Source organism: Curtobacterium sp. MCSS17_011, assembly GCF_003224275.1.
GTDB lineage: Bacteria > Actinomycetota > Actinomycetes > Actinomycetales > Microbacteriaceae > Curtobacterium.
Window position 1 is genome coordinate 49,562 of the sequence record NZ_QKLE01000017.1, and the last position, 14,999, is coordinate 64,560.

The window sequence follows — 14,999 nt, forward strand, 5'->3', positions numbered from 1 at the left end:
CCCGCGGCTCGACTGGGGTGCCACATCCCCGGTGGTATTGTCACGACAATGCCGTCGGCACCGACGCCGGCATCTCCGCACGTGTGAAGGACCGCGATGACCAACGAAGGCCAGCTGCCGTCCGACCTGTTCATGGACCTGGACCGGTCGGGTCCCATGCCCCTCTACTTCCAGGTCGCCTCGCGCATCGAGGAGTCGATCCGGTCCGGCGCGATGCCCCCCGGCGCGCGGCTCGAGAACGAGATCGCCCTCGGTGAGCGCCTCGGCCTGTCACGACCGACGATCCGTCGCGCGATCCAGGACCTCGTCGACAAGGGCCTGCTGGTGCGCCGTCGCGGCATCGGCACCCAGGTCGTGCACGGGCCGGTGACGCGCAAGGTCGAGTTGACCAGCCTGTACGACGACCTGGCGCAGGGTGCGCAGGCGCCGGCGACGAAGCTCCTGCAGCGCAACGACGTCCCTGCCCCCGACGACGTCGCGGCCGCACTGAGCGTCGAGCCCGGCACGACCGTGGCCCACATCCGTCGGGTGCGGTTCGCCGAGGACGTCCCGATGGCGATCCTCGAGAACTACCTGCCACCGGAGTTCCTCGACCTGACCGACGAGGACCTGCAGGCGCACGGGCTGTACCAGCTGCTCCGCGGCCGGGGCGTCACGATGCGGGTGGCGAAGCAGCGGATCGGGGCCCGTGCGGTCACCGACGAAGAGGCCGGCCTGCTCGAGATCGAGGACGGCGACCCGGTGCTCACGATGAGCCGCACCGCGTACGACGCCTCGGGCCGTGCGGTCGAGTACGGGGTGCACTGCTACCGGCCCGACCGGTACTCGTTCGAGGTCACGCTCGTCGACAAGTAGGCCGACCGGTCACGTTCCGTCGCCCGCGGCTGCTCGGCGAGGGGTCACGACACGCTGTCGGCGATGTGCCGAGTGGTCACGAACTGTCTCCCGGACGCCCGGCAACCGACAGTTCACGACCGCTGGGCGGAACTGAGCGGGGTGTCGTGACCACCCCGCACCCGCCCGCACCGCGCCCGCGCCCGCACCACCTCACCTGAGCGCGGGCACCCCGAGCTCGCCCGTGACGTACTGGGCACGCCCGAAGCCGAACGACCAGTCCTGCGGGCCGTTCTCGACGTAGCCGATGAAGACGTCCTCGGACGCGACACCGATCGCTGAGAGGGCGTCGTGGATCGCCCGGTACAGCGCCGCCTTCGCCTCGTCGGTCCGCCCGCGCTGCGTGAACACCTGGATGACGATGACACCCTCGGTGCGCTCGAACCCCAGGCCGGCGTCCTCGGCGATGATCTGCTGCGCGGGGTGCTCGGTGATCACGTGGAACCGGTCACGTACCGGGATCCCGTACACGTCGACGATGGCCTGGTGGATGGCGTCGGCGATGCCACGGACGGCCTCCGGCGTGCGGCCGGTGGCGAGGTCGATACGGACGAGCGGCATGGTGCCTCCTGGTTGCTCGGACTTTGTCCTTACATACTAACAAGCAAAGAGGGCTTGGCGTCTAGAACCTCGGCGTCGGTGCCCCGTACGTCAGCGGCCCGTCGACACGAGCGACGTCGTGCCACGCGCCGTCGACCAGCGAGGCCTCTGCTGCCTCGACGATCGACGCCGCGGCGAGCCCGTCGGCGACCGAGGGTGCGAGCTGCTCCCCGCGCTGCACGCTCGCGATGAACTGCGCCGCCTCGATCGTCTTCAGGTCGTCGTAGCCCATCGCGGTGCCGGCGCCCGGCTGGAACCGCCCGAACTCGCCGTCCCCGGGGGCGACGTAGTGCGTGGCGTACCCGTCGACCTCTTGCCCGTCCAGGTACACCTCGAGCTCGTTGAGCCGCTGGAAGTCCCACCGGACCGAACCCCGGGTGCCGTAGATCTCGAGCGTGTACTCGGCGTGCGGACCGCGCATGACCCGACTCGAGTCCATCGTGCCGACCGCACCGTCCTCGAACCGGAACAGCAGCGCGGCGTAGTCCTCGTTCTCGACGGCACCCAGCTCGCCGGTCGCCGCCGCACTGCGGTCGACGATGCCGGCACCCGGGCGGGGACGCGACTCGATGAACGTGTCGGCGAGGGCACTGACCGAGGCGATCCGACCGACCACGTACTGCGCCAGGTCGAGTCCGTGCGACAGCAGGTCGCCGAGCACACCCGATCCGGCACGCTCGCGCTCGAAGCGCCAGGTCAGCGGGGCCGCCGGGTCGGACGAGTAGTCAGCGAGCAACGACCCGCGGACGTTCGTGATCCGGCCGAGCCGCCCGCTCCTGACGAGTTCACGAGCACGCTCGATCGCCGGGGCGTGCCGGTAGTTGAAGCCGACGCTCGTGATGACGCCGGCGCGCTGCACCGCCTGGTGGATGGACCGGGAGTCACTGGCGTACCGTCCCATCGGCTTCTCGATCCAGAACGGCTTGCCCGCCTCGGCCGCGGCGACGGCCATCTCGCGGTGCAGGAAGTTCGGTGAGCAGATCGACACGACGTCGACCGCCGGGTCGGCGAGGACCTGGTGGTAGTCGGCGACGGCTCGCTCGTACCCGAGCCGCATCACCGCCTGGTCGCGCGCCGCTTCGATCGGGTCGGCCGCGATGACGAGCCGCGGCTGGACGCCGAGCTCCGGGAAGTGGTCCGGCAGGGCCCGGTAGGCACGCGAGTGCAATCGTCCCATCCAGCCGACCGAGATCAGCCCGACGCCGATGCTGTCCATGGAGAACTCCTTCGTTCACGTGACGCGCGTTGGAGCGCGACAACGAGCTTATTCGATGCGGCTTGCTTTGTCAGCACATGGGGCACCGTCGGGAGGCCCGGTGCCGGTCTCGGGGACCGGCACCGGGCCTCCAGGCTGGTGCGTCAGCGCGCGGGGCGCGACCCGTGGTTCGATCCGCGGCTCAGATCGCGGGGACGATGATGTCGCGGACCAGTGCGTCGAGCTTCGCGTCGGCGTCGAGGAACTGCCGGAGCGTCGTCACGGTCGCACCGAAGCGGTCGAACTCGTCGATCGTCATGCCGTCCACGTCGTAACCGCGGGCGAACTCCGGCGTCGCGGCCCGGAGCGCCTCGATGACGTGCACGGGGACCTCGTCGTCGATGGCGTGCGGACGGAACGGGAACGCGTTGTCGTTGATGTCCTTCGTCCACTGGAACGGCGGCGACACCACCAGGTCCCCGCCCTGGAACTCCGACCACTGCAGTGCGTTGCGGAACGCGGCGACCAGCACGCGCGAGCGGAAGCCACGCTCCTGGAAGACGCGGTAGGCGTTCTTCACCGCGGCGACACCGGCCCACTCGAGGATGCCCGGGTCCACCATCACGTGGTCGCGCTTGACGACGGTCTTCAGCCAGTCGTCGAAGCGGCCGGCCATCAGGGTGACGACGTGGCCGAACTCCTGCTCCGCCAGGCCCTCGGCAGCACGGCGGTCGAGGGCGCGCTCGATGGCCTCGCCCACGGCGACGACCTGCGGCACGGTGAAGGACACCGTGGCGTTGATCGAGACCCCGCGGGAGGCGGCTTCCTCGATCGCGGCGATGCCGACCTTGGTGGCGGGGATCTTCACGATGATGTTCGGCGCGAGCTGCGAGAACCGGACGGCCTGCTCGACGAGCGCGTCGGCATCGCGGTGGAACCGGGGGTCGGTCTGCATGGACAGTCGACCGTTCCGGCCGCCGGACGCCTCGAACGCGGGCAGCAGCTGCGCCGCGGCGGCGATGGAGAGCTCCTCGACGGCCTTCCAGCCGATCCAGGACTCCCCCGCCGTCGGGTGCTCCTCGGCGATCTCGCGGATGCGCGGGACCCAGGTCTCCGGGTCCTGCTGGATGCAGGTGTACGCGATCACCGGGTTGCAGGTCGCGCCGACGGCACCGTACTCGTGGATGGCGGTCGACAGTTCGCGCGGGTCGGCGGAGTCGTTCCACAGGGCGGTCGGGGTCTGTTCCGCGGCCTGCAGGGTGACGGGTCGGGAGTCGGCGTCGGTGGACGCCTGCGTCTCGAGTGTGGTGGTCATCGGTGGAGTCCCTTCGTGATCGTGTCGAGCTGGAACCGCGACACCGCGTCGGCGTTCTCGTCCTCGGCGAAGACGCTCGAGACCGCGACGGAGTCCTCGCGCGCCGAGAAACCGACCCGGTCGAGCGCCGCCCAGAAGGCGTCGAAGTCGACGTCCGCCTGGCCGACCGGCAGGTGCTGGTGCACCCGGACCGGGTTGCCGGGCGGGTTCGTGATGTAGCGCAGGCCGTGCGAGCGGCGGTGGTCGTACGCATCGGCGACGTGGACCAGCTGCAGCGAGTCACCGGCGGCGTCGATGATCTCGTCCATGTTGCCGCCGTAGTGGAACGTGTGGCAGGCGACGTAGACGAAGCCGACGTGCTTCGAGTTCAGGCCGCGGATCACCCGGAGCGCCTCGAGCCCGTCCTCGACGAAGTCGTCGGGGTGCGGATCGATGAGCACACGGATGCCGGCGTCCTCGATGATCGGCAGGAGTTCCTCCATCGACCGGTAGAACTGGTCCTCGGACTCCTCGGCGCGCTCGGGGCGGCCGGAGAACTCCGTGTTGATGGTGTCCACGCCGAGGCGCTTCGTGATCTCGATGACCCGCTTCCACTTCCGCACCGCAGCCTGTCGGGCGTCCTCGTCCGGACCCGACCAGCGCAGCACCGGCAGCACGCTCGCCACCTGGACCCCGGCGTCACGGCAGGCCGCGGCGAACGCGTCGACCAGGTCGTCGTCGGCCTTGGGGTGCCGGTAGAAGGGAATGAAGTCCTTGTGCGGGGTGAGCTGCAGGTACTCGTAGCCGAGCTCCGCGACCTTGCGCGGGAACTCGAGCAGCGACAGGTCGTGGTGGAACGGGGTCGGGTCGAGCGCGATCTTCGGCATCGATCAGGCCCCGGCGAGCGCGGCGGTCGCGTCGCTCGTCGCGTCGCTCGTCTCGTCGTAGAACGCCGGCTTCGTGACCGCGTACTCGACCACTTCGTGCGCGCCGGACTGCTGGGCCCGGACCGCGACCTCGGCGACGACGGAGGCGGTGTAGCCGTCCCAGGCACTCGGCCCGTCGATGCCACCGGTCCGGGCCGCGTCGACCCAGCGCTGGACCTCTTCGTCGTAGGCGGCACCGAAGCGCTCCTTGAAGGACGGCGTGACGCCCTGCGAGGTCGCTCCGGCTGCGACGAGCGAGAGTGACGTGTCGCGGCCGATGTAGGCGACGCCGGACTCGAACACGGCGTCGGTGGTGACCTGGTAGCCGAACTGGGCGTTGACGTTGATCTCGACGATCGCCATCGTGCCGGACTCGGTGGTGAACAGGACGAACTGCGGCTCGGGCAGATCGGCCGGCGCGAGGGAGTTCTTGCGCGGCTTCTTCACCTCGACGCTCGTGATCGCTTCACCGGTCAGGAACGGGATGATGTCGATCTCGTGGATCACCGAGTCGTGGATGAGCATCGACTCGCTGAAGTTCGGCGGCGTCGTCGGGTTGCGGTGCGCGTGGTGCAGGGCGAGCAGGGCGCCGTTCGCCCCCGACTCGCGCAGGGCCTTGAGCTCCTGGTACCCGGCGTCGAACCGGCGCATGAAGCCGACCTGGATGACGGGCCGGGCGGCGTGCTGCTGCTCGAGCTCGACGATGCGCAGCGAGTCCTCGGCGCTGGTCGTCAGCGGCTTCTCGCACAGGACGGTGAGCCCGCGCTCGAGCGCGGTCACCAGGATCGGCTCGTGCAGGAAACCGGGCGTCGCGATGATGACGGCGTCGATCTCGGTCTGCTCGAGCGCCTCGTCGAAGGACGCGGCGGTGATCGCGCCGGGCGCCAGGGCGGCTGCCGCAGCGGCACGGGCCTGGTCGGGCTCGACGACGGCGACGACGTCGGCGTTCGAAATCTTGGCGGTGATGCGGCGGACGTGGTCGGCGCCCATCATGCCGGCGCCGACGACGGCGACGCGGAGGTTCTGCGTGGTGGTCATGGTGGTGTTCTCCTGGTGGTTGTTGACGCTGCGTGGACGGCGCGTCAGGAGGCGCGGGCGGCCGAGGTCGAGCCGAAGATGTGCTGGAAGGTGCGCTCGGCGATCGGGCCGGGGGCGTCGACGGAGCAGCCGTACATGTCCTGCTCGACGATGCCGAAGATGTCCGGGTTGATCGCGGCGACGGCCTCGATGATCGGGGCGAGCTCCGGGGTGCCGTGCGGCGGCTCGGTCATGATGCCCTGCGACACGGCGGTGGCGAACGGCACGTCGTTCTTGAGCACGTCGAACAGCAGGTCGGTGTCGACCTGCTTGAGGTGCAGGTAGCCGATGCGCTCCGGGTGGGCGGCGATGAGCTTGAGGTTGTCGCCGCCGTAGTAGGCGAAGTGGCCGGTGTCGAGGCAGAGATTGGTGTACTCGGGGTTCGTGACCTCGAGGAACCGTACGGTCTCCTTGTAGGTGCCCACGTGGCTGTCCGCGTGGGTGTGGAACTGCTGGTGGACGCCGTACTCCTCGAGCAGCGCCTTGCCGAGCTGGTCGTGTCCCTTGCCGAGTCGCTCCCACTGCTCGTCGGTGAGCGTGCGCGCCTCGAGCACCTCTTCGGTGGCGTCCGAGCGCCAGAGGTCGGGGATCGTCACCAGGTGCTCGGCGCCGAGCTTCGCTGCCAGGCCCGCGACGGCGACGGCCTGGTCCCACGCACGCTGGAACTGGTCCTCGCCCTTGTGGAACCCGGTGAAGACCGTGCCCGCCGACAGCTTGAGCCCGCGGGACTCGAGCTCGTCGGACAGCTGGGACGGGTCGGTCGGCAGGTACCCGTACGGGCCGAGCTCGATCCACTCGTACCCGGCGGCGGACGCCTCGTCGAGGAAGCGCTGCCACGGCACCTGCTTCGGGTCGTCCGGGAACCAGACGCCCCACGAGTCGGGGGCGGTGCCGATGCGGATCGAGGCGGGCGCCGCGTCGGTCGCGGGGCTGCCGATGGGGGTGGCGGTGTCGGTCATGACGTCGCTGTCGCTTTCTGTCTCGTGAACGGTTCAGCCGAGCAGCGGACGCTGCGTGGCGACCTGCTGCTCGTACTCGGCGCGGGCGGCCTGGGTGCTGGGGAGGGTGGAGGTCTGGGCGACCGGCACGTCCCACCAGCCGTCGCCCTCGGGGGCGTAGACCAGCGGGTCGGAGTTGATGTGCACCAGCGTGGTGTGGTCGTTCGCCTTCGCCTGACGCAGCGCGGCCTTCAGGTCCTCGATGCTGTCCGGGCCGGGCTGCACCTCGATGACGTCGACGCCGTACGAGCGGGCGTTGGCGGCGAGGTCGACGGGCAGCGGCTCGCCGTTCTCGAACGACTCGGTTTCGTCGAGGTAGCGGTACTTCGTGCCGAAGCGCTCGGAGCCGACGGTCTCGGACAGGTGCCCGATCGATGCGTACCCGTGGTTCTGGATGAGCACGACGATGATCTTGATGCCCTCGGCCACGGCGGTGACGAGCTCGGTGTGCAACATGAGGTAGCTGCCGTCACCGATCATGACGATCGCATCGCGGTCCGGAGCTCCGCGGCGCACACCGATGCCACCGGCGATCTCGTAGCCCATGCACGAGAACGCGTACTCGACGTGGTACCCGAGCTCGTCACGCACCCGCCAGAGCTTGTGCAGGTCGCCGGGCAGCGAACCCGCCGCCTGGATGACGACGTCTCGGGGATCGGAGACCGACTGCACGGCGCCGATGATCTCGGGCTGGCCGGGCAGGTCTGCGCCGGACGGGGCGAACGCGCCGTCGACGGCAGCGTCCCACGCCGCCTTCAGCGAGGCGATCTCGGAGGCGTAGCCGGGCTCGACGACGTACGCCGTGTCGGTGGTGAGCGCCGCGGTCAACGCGACCAGTGCCTCCCGGGCGTCCGCGACCAGCGGCAGCTGCGAACCGTGCTTGTAGGCGTCGAACGCGGCCACGTTGACGTTGACGAACGTGACGTCCGGGTTCTGGAACGCGGTCCGTGACGCCGTGGTGAAGTCGCTGTAGCGGGTGCCGATCCCGATGACGACGTCGGCCTGGGCGGCGATCGCGTTGGCCGCCGCGGTGCCCGTCGCGCCGATCCCGCCGAGGTACTGCGGGTGGTCCCAGACCAGGGATCCTCCGCCGGCCTGCGACGTGCCGACCGGGATCCCGGTGGCCTCGACGAAGGTGCGGAGCTCGTCGGCGGCGTCGGAGTACAGCACCCCGCCGCCGGCCACGATGACCGGGCGGCCGCCGGCACGGATTGCGGCCACGGCTCGCTCGAGCGGTCCGCGCTCGGGCAGCGGGCGGCGGATGTGCCACTCGCGCGGCTGCAGGAACGCGACGGGAACGTCGAACTCCTCGGCCTGGACGTCCTCGGGGAGCGCGATCGTCACCGCACCGGTCTCGGCCGGGTCGGTCAGGACCCGCATCGCGGCGAGTGCGATCGAGAACAGCTGCTCCGGACGCTCCACACGGTCGAAGTAGCGCGACAGCGGACGGAAGGCGTCGGTGACCTGCAAGGACGTGTCGTGCGGCAGCTCGATCTGCTGGAGCACCGGGTCCGTGGTGCGCGTGGCGAAGGTGTCCGACGGCAGCAGCAGTGCCGGCAGCCGGTTCGTGGTGGCGAGTGCCGCGGCGGTCAGCATGTTGGCGGCGCCCGGGCCGACCGACGCCGTCGATGCGTAGGTCGCGCGGCGGCGGTGCATGCGGGCGAAGCCGACGGCCTCGTGCACCATCGCCTGCTCGTTGCGGGCCTGGTGGTACGGCAGCAGACCGGGCTGCTCGACGTGGAGCTGCTTGATGGCCTGACCGACCCCGGCGACGTTGCCGTGCCCGAAGATGCCGAAGATCCCCGGGATGGTGCGTTCGCGGACGTCGCCGTCGACGGTCCACTGGTTGGCCAGGAACTCGACGAGTGCCTGGCCGACCGTCATCTTCCGCGTGGTGGTGGTCACGCCTGCTTCCTTTCGTAGGGCAGTCGTGGGTCGATCGATTCCGATGCCCACGCCTGCCGGACCCACCCGTGGGCCGGGTCGTCGGTGATGTTCCAGACGCGCTCCGGGTCGGGCCCGGCCATCACGTTCAGGTAGTACATGTCGTAGCCCGGAGCGGCGACCGCCGGACCGTGCCAGCCGTACGGCACCAGGGCGACGTCGCCGGTCCGGACCTGCCGGAACTCGTCGATTGCGCGGTCGTCCGAGGCGTACGTGCGGTGCAGGGCGAACGGGTCGGCGGCCTCGGGCGCGATCGACTCGAACCCACGGGACACCGCGGCCTCGTAGTAGTAGATCTCCTCGAGGTTGGACTCCGACCCGGGCACGTTCGTGTCGTGCTTGTGGGGCGGGTACGACGACCAGTTGCCGGCCGGGGTGATGACCTCGCACACGATGAACTTGACGGCGTCGAGCGCGGCCGGGGTGCCGAAGTTGTGCACCTGGCGGCTCGACTGCCCGGCGCCGCGAAGCTCCACCGGCACGTCCGGCCGGGCCACGTAGGTGGTCGGCTTGACGGTGTCGGTGGGCGCCTCGGCGACGGCGAACCGTCCGCTGCCGGTGATGGTGGCGGCGGACCCGGAACCCAGGTACAGGACGTCGGTGGGGCCGTCGAAGACGCTCCCCCGACCCTGCAGCGCCTGCTCGCCGTCGCCGGCAGCGCCCGAGTGGGTCACGTGGAACGACCCGGCGAGCGGCACGACGATGCGTTCCACGGCGTCGGCCGGGAGGCGCAGCTCACCCCCGTCGGTCAGCGCGCCGGTCCGGAGTCCGGTGTGCGCCCACCCCTCGATGCGTCCGTCGACGACGTCGGTCCAGCCCGCCTCGGGCCGGGAGCCCGCCGGGATGAACCACTGCTGGTGCTGTTCGTTCGCCATGCCGCGGGTCAGTTGTTCGACGGGAAGCCGAGGTTGATGCCGCCGTGCGACGGGTCCAGCCACCGGCTCGTGATCGCCTTCTGACGGGTGAAGAAGCTCACGCCGTCGGCACCGTACGCCTTGTGGTCGCCGAACAGCGAGTTCTTCCAGCCGCCGAACGAGTAGTAGGCGACAGGAACCGGGATCGGGACGTTGATGCCGATCATGCCGACCTGCACGTCGCGCTGGAACCGTCGGGCGGCGCCACCGTCGTTCGTGAAGATGGCGGTGCCGTTGCCGTACGCGCCGGAGTTGATGAGCTCGAGGCCCTCTTCGTAGGTGGCGACCCGCACGACGCTCAGCACCGGACCGAAGATCTCCTCGGTGTAGACGCGGCTGGTGGTGGGCACCTGGTCGATCAGCGTCGGGCCCAGCCAGAAGCCGTTCTCGTCGCCGTCGGGTCGGACGGTGCGGCCGTCCACCACAACCACCGCACCGTCCTGCTCTGCGACCTCGATGTACGAGGCGACCTTGTCACGGTGCTGCTTCGTGACGAGCGGCCCCATGTCGCACCCGCGACGACCGTCGCCGATGCGCAGGGTCGCCGCGCGGTCCTTGATCTTCTGGATGAGTTCGTCCGCCACGGGCTCGACGGCGACGACGACCGAGATCGCCATGCAGCGTTCTCCGGCCGAGCCGAAGCCGGCGTTGATCGCGTTGTCGGCGACCAGGTCGAGGTCGGCGTCCGGCAGGACGAGCATGTGGTTCTTCGCGCCGCCGAGGGCCTGCACGCGCTTGCCGTGCTTGGTACCGGTCTCGTAGACGTACTGCGCGATGGGCGTGGAGCCGACGAACGAGATCGACTCGACGTCGTCGCTGGTGAGCAGGCCGTCGACGGACAGCTTGTCGCCGTTCAGCACGTTGAAGACGCCGTCGGGCAGCCCGGCTTCCTTGAACTTCTCGGCGAGCCAGATGGCGGCCGACGGGTCCTTCTCGCTCGGCTTCAACACGACGGTGTTGCCCGCGGCGATCGCGATCGGCAGGAACCAGAGCGGCACCATCGCCGGGAAGTTGAACGGGCTGATGATGCCCACGACGCCGAGCGGCTGGCGGATCGAGTAGACGTCGATACCGGTCGAGACCTGGTCGGAGAACTCACCCTTCATCAGGCTCGGGATGTTGGTGGCGAGCTCCACGACCTCTTGCCCGCGGGCGATCTCACCCATGGCGTCGTCGAGGACCTTGCCGTGCTCGCTCGTGATGATCTCGGCCAGCTCGGCCTTGTCGCGGTTCAGGATCTCGCGGAACGAGAACAGGATCGCCTGGCGCTTGGCCAGGGAGAGGTTGCTCCAGCCGGGGAACGCCGCCTTGGCGCTGCCGATGGCCGCCTGGATCTCGGACTCGTCGGCCAGCGCGACCTGCTTGGTCGCGACGCCGAGCGCCGGGTCGTACACGGGGGCGGTGTTGCCCGACGCGGATTCGACGCGCCTGCCGTCGATCCAGTGCCCGACGGTGGTGGTGGTCGTGTCGGTGAGCGTCATGCGTTGCTTCCTTCCGAGATGGACGAGTCCATGGTGGTGGCGCCCGCGAGCCGAGCGGCTGGGTCGTGGGCATCTGTGGAGAACCCGCCCCGGGCCTCCTGGCTGTGGACGAGACCGGCGGCCACGTCCACGGCGGCGGCGACGTCGCCGTCCGAGGGGTAGAGCAGGGTGCGTCCGACGACCAGGCCGCGGACGCCGGGCAGGGCCAGGGCGTCCGCCCACTTGGCGTACGTCTCCAGCGGGCGCGAAGCCGGGTCGCCGCCGAGCAGCAGCGTCGGCAGCGTCGTCGCGGCCATCACGCGCTCCATGTCGTCGACGACGGGGATCTTGAGCCAGCTGTAGGCGCTGGACTCGCCGAGGCCCGCAGCGATCGCCATCGAGGTGATCACGGCGTCGGCCGACAGGTCGTTGACGACCCGGCCGTCCCGCCACTCGGACATGAACGGCTCGAGCATGATCGGCAGCTGGAGTGCCGCGGCCTCGCTGACGGCGCGGGCCGTGGCCTCGAGCGTCGGAGCGGTGCCCGAGTCCTCCAGGGCGATGCGCACCAGCAGCTTGGCGAAGTCGAGCCCGGAGTCCTTGATCGCCTGCGCCGAGTACGCCGTGTACCGGTCGTCCATCTCGAACGTGGCGCCGCGGAGTCCGCCGCGGTTCATCGACCCGACGACGACCTTGCCGTCGAGGGCGCCGAGCAGGGCGAGGTCCTCCAGGATGTCGGGGGTGCCGAGCACGCCATCGACCCCCGGACGGCCGAGGGCCGTGACGAGCCGCTCGAGCAGGTCGTAGCGGTCCGCCATCGCGGACTCGTCGTCGCGAACCGCCAGCGCACCGCGTGCGGGGTGGTCGGCGGCGACGATGAAGAGCTTGCCGTCGTCGGCGAGCAGGGAGCGCTTGCGGCGGGCATCGAGCGTGGCACGCACCAGGTCCGGCTGACCGGCACGGATGTCGCGGAGGCGCTGGAAGTCAGCGGGGCTGAGCTCAGGCATGGGTCTTCTCCTCGGTGTGCGTCTCTCCCGTGTGGTTCGTGCCCTCGGCCGGGTTGTCGGTCAGGAACTGCTCGATCTCGTCGCTCGTCGGCATCGCCGTCGAGCACTCGAACCGCGTCGCGACGATCGCGCCGGCGGCGTTGCAGAACGCCAGGATCCGCTCGAGGCTCCAGCCCTGCAGCAGTCCGTGGGTCAGCGCGCCGCCGAAGCCGTCGCCCGAGCCGAGCCCGTTCACGACGTCGATGTGGTGCGGACGGAACTCGACGAACTCGTCACGGGTCTTCGCCAGCACGCCCTTCGGTCCCTGCTTGACGATCGCGATCTCGACACCGCGGTCGAGCAGGGCGTCGGCGGCGCGGACCGGGTCGGTCTCACCGACCGCGACCTCGCACTCCTCGCGGTTGCCGACGGCGACGGTTGCGTGCTCGAGGGCGATCGCGACCTCGCGCGTCGCGGCCTCGGGGCTCGACCAGAACATCGACCGGTAGTCCAGGTCGAGCACGGTGTGGGTCTTCGTGCTGTTCTGCGCGGCAGACCGGGCTTCGTAGGCGACGTGGTGCGCCTGTCGGCTCGGCTCCTCGCTGAGGCCGGTCACCGTGGTCCAGAAGATCTTCGCGCGCTCGATCTCGTGCAGCGGCAGGGACTTCGCCGTGATCATCAGGTCCGGCGCCTTCGGGGCCCGGTAGAAGTAGAGCGGGAAGTCGTCCGGCGGGAAGATCTCGCAGAAGGCGACGGGGGTGTTCAGCCCCTCCACCGTCTCGACGAAGGCGTTCGCGACGCCGAACTCCGGCAGCGTGCGGGCGATGTAGCGGCCGAAGGGGTCGTTGCCCGTCCGGGTGATGACCGCGGCGTCCGCGCCGTGGCGGGCAGCGGCGATGGCGACGTTCGTGGCGCTGCCGCCGACGGACTTCGAGAAGGTCGAGACGTCCTCGAGCGGGCCGGTCTGCTGCGGGTAGATGTCGACGCTGACGCGTCCCATCGTGATCACGTCGTAGGCGTGGGGAGCTTGGTTCGTCATGCGACGCGGTGGACCTTCCGTGCGGCTTCATCGGCGGACGATCACGACTGTACACCCTGTTTGCCCTAATGTCATGACATGGATTCCGCGGTCCGCCACGTTGGTCCGGGGGCGCCGGTCACTCCGGTTCGGCGGTGCACGCCGGTGTGCCGGGAGGCGCGGTGTCGGTGGGTTCTGCCAGGGTCGCGACATGCAGATCCTCGCCCTGGTCATCGGTCTCGTGATCGGCATCGCCGTCGGTGCGGTCGTCGCCTGGTCGCTCGCCCGCTCGCGCGCGGGCGTCGACGCCGCGTCGGCCCGTGCGACGGCCGAGGCGCTCCGCGGCCAGCTCGAGGCGGCCCGGCGCGACGCCGAGGAACGCCTCGACGCCCAGGACACGCAGTACCGCCGCCAGGTCGACTCGCTCGAGCGGCGCTCGGCCGAGCTCGAGCACCTGGTGCAGCGCATGCACGGCGTCGACGCGGCACGGAACCAGAACGAGTCCAAGGTGCTCTCCGCGCTCAGCCCCGTGGCGCAGACGCTCGACGTGATGCGCACGAAGATCGCCGAGCTCGAGCAGTCGCGGAGCGAGCAGTACGGCGCGCTGTCGGCGCAGCTCCGGTCGGCCGCCGAGTCGGAAGAGCGCCTGCGCGCCACCGCCGACACCCTGGCCAGCGCCCTGTCGTCGAACAGCACGCGCGGCGTCTGGGGCGAGACGCAGCTGCGCAACGTGGTCGAGGCCGCCGGGCTGCTCGAACGGGTCGACTTCGACGTGCAGTCGTCAGTCACCACTGCAGTCGGCTCCGGCCGCCCGGACATGGTCGTGCACCTGCCCGGCGGCAAGACCATCGCCGTCGACGCCAAGGTGCCGTTCAGCGCCTACCTGCAGGCCGCCGAGATCCCGGCGACCGCCACCGGTGCCGAGGCAGCACGACGCGACCAGCTCATCGCCCAGCACGTCAAGGCACTCCGCGCGCACGTCGACGCCCTGGCCGCGCGGGAGTACTGGACCGGCTACGACGCCTCCCCCGAGCTCACCGTCGCCTTCATCCCGTCCGAGTCGCTCATCTCGAGCGCACTCGCCGCCGACCCCGGCCTGCTCGACCACGCCTTCCGCAAGCGCATCGCACTCGCCTCCCCCGTGACCCTGTGGTCCGTGCTCAAGACCGTGGCGTTCTCGTGGCAGCAGGACGTCGTCTCGCAAGAGGCGCACGAGCTGTTCAAGGTGTCCCGCGAGCTCTACGGCCGGCTGTCCACGATGGCCGGTCACGTCGACAAGCTCGGCCGCTCGATCCGCGGTTCGGTCGTCGACTACAACCGCTTCGTCGGGTCGCTCGAACGCCAGGTCCTGCCGAGTGCCCGTCGGCTGTCGCTGCTCGACGAGTCGAAGGTGATCGCCGACCCGTCCTCGATCGAGGACGAGCCGCGGCTGCTCACGGCGCCGGAGCTCGTCGGGGCGGTCGACGAGGACTGACGGCGCAACCCGACGGGAACCCCTCCGAACCACGGGATCGCGTGGTTCGGACGGGTTGCAGTGGTTCGGCGCGGATCTGCGCCGATCAGGACGGCCTGCGGATCAGAACCACTTCTCCGCACGGTGGTCCGCCTGGATGCGACGGATCGTGTTCGAGCGCGAGCGGAGCACGAGCGAGTCCGTGTGGATGACGCCGCGCGAACGACGCACGCCGTCGAC

General features: G+C 70.1%; 13 protein-coding genes. 2 read left to right on the forward strand and 11 right to left on the reverse strand.

Annotated features, from left to right (window positions below):
• Nucleotides 1–96 precede the first annotated feature (96 nt).
• On the forward strand, nt 97–855 hold the full coding sequence (locus DEJ17_RS12200) for a GntR family transcriptional regulator (RefSeq protein WP_110894216.1): 759 nt from the start codon (nt 97–99) through the stop codon (nt 853–855).
• A 192-nt stretch (nt 856–1,047) separates the two neighbouring features.
• On the opposite strand, the gene DEJ17_RS12205 is transcribed toward DEJ17_RS12200, so the two are convergent.
• From DEJ17_RS12205 to iolC, 11 genes are all read right to left on the reverse strand, one after another.
• On the reverse strand, nt 1,048–1,455 hold the full coding sequence (locus DEJ17_RS12205) for a tautomerase family protein (protein ID WP_110894218.1): 408 nt from the start codon (nt 1,453–1,455) through the stop codon (nt 1,048–1,050).
• A gap of 61 nt (nt 1,456–1,516) precedes the next feature.
• Nucleotides 1,517–2,710 carry a Gfo/Idh/MocA family protein gene (locus DEJ17_RS12210; protein WP_110894220.1) on the reverse strand — a complete coding sequence of 398 codons (1,194 nt, stop codon included), beginning with the start codon at nt 2,708–2,710 and terminating at the stop codon, nt 1,517–1,519.
• A gap of 181 nt (nt 2,711–2,891) precedes the next feature.
• On the reverse strand, nt 2,892–4,004 hold the full coding sequence (locus tag DEJ17_RS12215) for a transaldolase family protein (RefSeq protein WP_110894222.1): 1,113 nt from the start codon (nt 4,002–4,004) through the stop codon (nt 2,892–2,894).
• The gene (locus DEJ17_RS12220; RefSeq protein ID WP_110894224.1) at nt 4,001–4,870 is read right to left on the reverse strand and encodes a sugar phosphate isomerase/epimerase family protein; all 870 of its coding nucleotides are present in this window, start codon (nt 4,868–4,870) and stop codon (nt 4,001–4,003) included. Before DEJ17_RS12220 ends, DEJ17_RS12215 begins: the two co-directional genes overlap by 4 nt.
• Before the next feature lie 3 nt (nt 4,871–4,873).
• The gene (locus DEJ17_RS12225; protein WP_017887102.1) at nt 4,874–5,947 is read right to left on the reverse strand and encodes a Gfo/Idh/MocA family protein; all 1,074 of its coding nucleotides are present in this window, start codon (nt 5,945–5,947) and stop codon (nt 4,874–4,876) included.
• Nucleotides 5,948–5,991: 44 nt separating this feature from the next.
• Complete coding sequence (locus DEJ17_RS12230; RefSeq protein ID WP_042539399.1) at nt 5,992–6,945, reverse strand: sugar phosphate isomerase/epimerase; 954 nt, start codon at nt 6,943–6,945, stop codon at nt 5,992–5,994.
• 33 nt (nt 6,946–6,978) lie between these two features.
• Nucleotides 6,979–8,868 carry a 3D-(3,5/4)-trihydroxycyclohexane-1,2-dione acylhydrolase (decyclizing) gene (iolD, locus tag DEJ17_RS12235; protein WP_181421157.1) on the reverse strand — a complete coding sequence of 630 codons (1,890 nt, stop codon included), beginning with the start codon at nt 8,866–8,868 and terminating at the stop codon, nt 6,979–6,981.
• 17 nt (nt 8,869–8,885) lie between these two features.
• Nucleotides 8,886–9,803, reverse strand: coding sequence for a 5-deoxy-glucuronate isomerase (gene iolB, locus DEJ17_RS12240; protein ID WP_110894228.1), 918 nt, complete (start codon nt 9,801–9,803; stop codon nt 8,886–8,888).
• An 8-nt stretch (nt 9,804–9,811) separates the two neighbouring features.
• Nucleotides 9,812–11,323: a CoA-acylating methylmalonate-semialdehyde dehydrogenase gene (locus DEJ17_RS12245; protein ID WP_110894229.1), complete on the reverse strand. Its 1,512-nt coding sequence runs from the start codon at nt 11,321–11,323 to the stop codon at nt 9,812–9,814.
• Entirely contained in the window at nt 11,320–12,309 is a 990-nt protein-coding gene (locus tag DEJ17_RS12250; RefSeq protein ID WP_035807563.1) for a class I fructose-bisphosphate aldolase, read from the reverse strand. Before DEJ17_RS12250 ends, DEJ17_RS12245 begins: the two co-directional genes overlap by 4 nt.
• Nucleotides 12,302–13,327 (reverse strand): 5-dehydro-2-deoxygluconokinase, encoded by a 1,026-nt coding sequence (gene iolC / locus DEJ17_RS12255; RefSeq protein WP_017887108.1) that lies wholly within the window; start codon nt 13,325–13,327, stop codon nt 12,302–12,304. The genes DEJ17_RS12250 and iolC overlap by 8 nt, the downstream gene beginning before the upstream one ends.
• 190 nt (nt 13,328–13,517) lie before the next feature.
• Here iolC and DEJ17_RS12260 point away from each other — a divergent pair, with 190 nt between their 5' ends.
• On the forward strand, nt 13,518–14,780 hold the full coding sequence (locus tag DEJ17_RS12260; RefSeq protein WP_110894231.1) for a DNA recombination protein RmuC: 1,263 nt from the start codon (nt 13,518–13,520) through the stop codon (nt 14,778–14,780).
• Nucleotides 14,781–14,999 lie beyond the last annotated feature (219 nt).

What these genes read in the sequence shown, in the direction of transcription:
- DEJ17_RS12200 (WP_110894216.1), top strand. Translation starts at nt 97, where the DNA reads ATGACCAACGAAGGCCAGCTGCCGTCCGACCTGTTCATGGACCTGGAC.
- DEJ17_RS12230 (WP_042539399.1), bottom strand. Translation starts at nt 6,945, where the DNA reads ATGACCGACACCGCCACCCCCATCGGCAGCCCCGCGACCGACGCGGCG.
- DEJ17_RS12250 (WP_035807563.1), bottom strand. Translation starts at nt 12,309, where the DNA reads ATGCCTGAGCTCAGCCCCGCTGACTTCCAGCGCCTCCGCGACATCCGT.
- iolB (WP_110894228.1), bottom strand. Translation starts at nt 9,803, where the DNA reads ATGGCGAACGAACAGCACCAGCAGTGGTTCATCCCGGCGGGCTCCCGG.
- DEJ17_RS12225 (WP_017887102.1), bottom strand. Translation starts at nt 5,947, where the DNA reads ATGACCACCACGCAGAACCTCCGCGTCGCCGTCGTCGGCGCCGGCATG.
- DEJ17_RS12215 (WP_110894222.1), bottom strand. Translation starts at nt 4,004, where the DNA reads ATGACCACCACACTCGAGACGCAGGCGTCCACCGACGCCGACTCCCGA.
- DEJ17_RS12260 (WP_110894231.1), top strand. Translation starts at nt 13,518, where the DNA reads ATGCAGATCCTCGCCCTGGTCATCGGTCTCGTGATCGGCATCGCCGTC.
- iolC (WP_017887108.1), bottom strand. Translation starts at nt 13,327, where the DNA reads ATGACGAACCAAGCTCCCCACGCCTACGACGTGATCACGATGGGACGC.
- DEJ17_RS12245 (WP_110894229.1), bottom strand. Translation starts at nt 11,323, where the DNA reads ATGACGCTCACCGACACGACCACCACCACCGTCGGGCACTGGATCGAC.
- DEJ17_RS12220 (WP_110894224.1), bottom strand. Translation starts at nt 4,870, where the DNA reads ATGCCGAAGATCGCGCTCGACCCGACCCCGTTCCACCACGACCTGTCG.
- DEJ17_RS12205 (WP_110894218.1), bottom strand. Translation starts at nt 1,455, where the DNA reads ATGCCGCTCGTCCGTATCGACCTCGCCACCGGCCGCACGCCGGAGGCC.
- DEJ17_RS12210 (WP_110894220.1), bottom strand. Translation starts at nt 2,710, where the DNA reads ATGGACAGCATCGGCGTCGGGCTGATCTCGGTCGGCTGGATGGGACGA.
- iolD (WP_181421157.1), bottom strand. Translation starts at nt 8,868, where the DNA reads ATGACGGTCGGCCAGGCACTCGTCGAGTTCCTGGCCAACCAGTGGACC.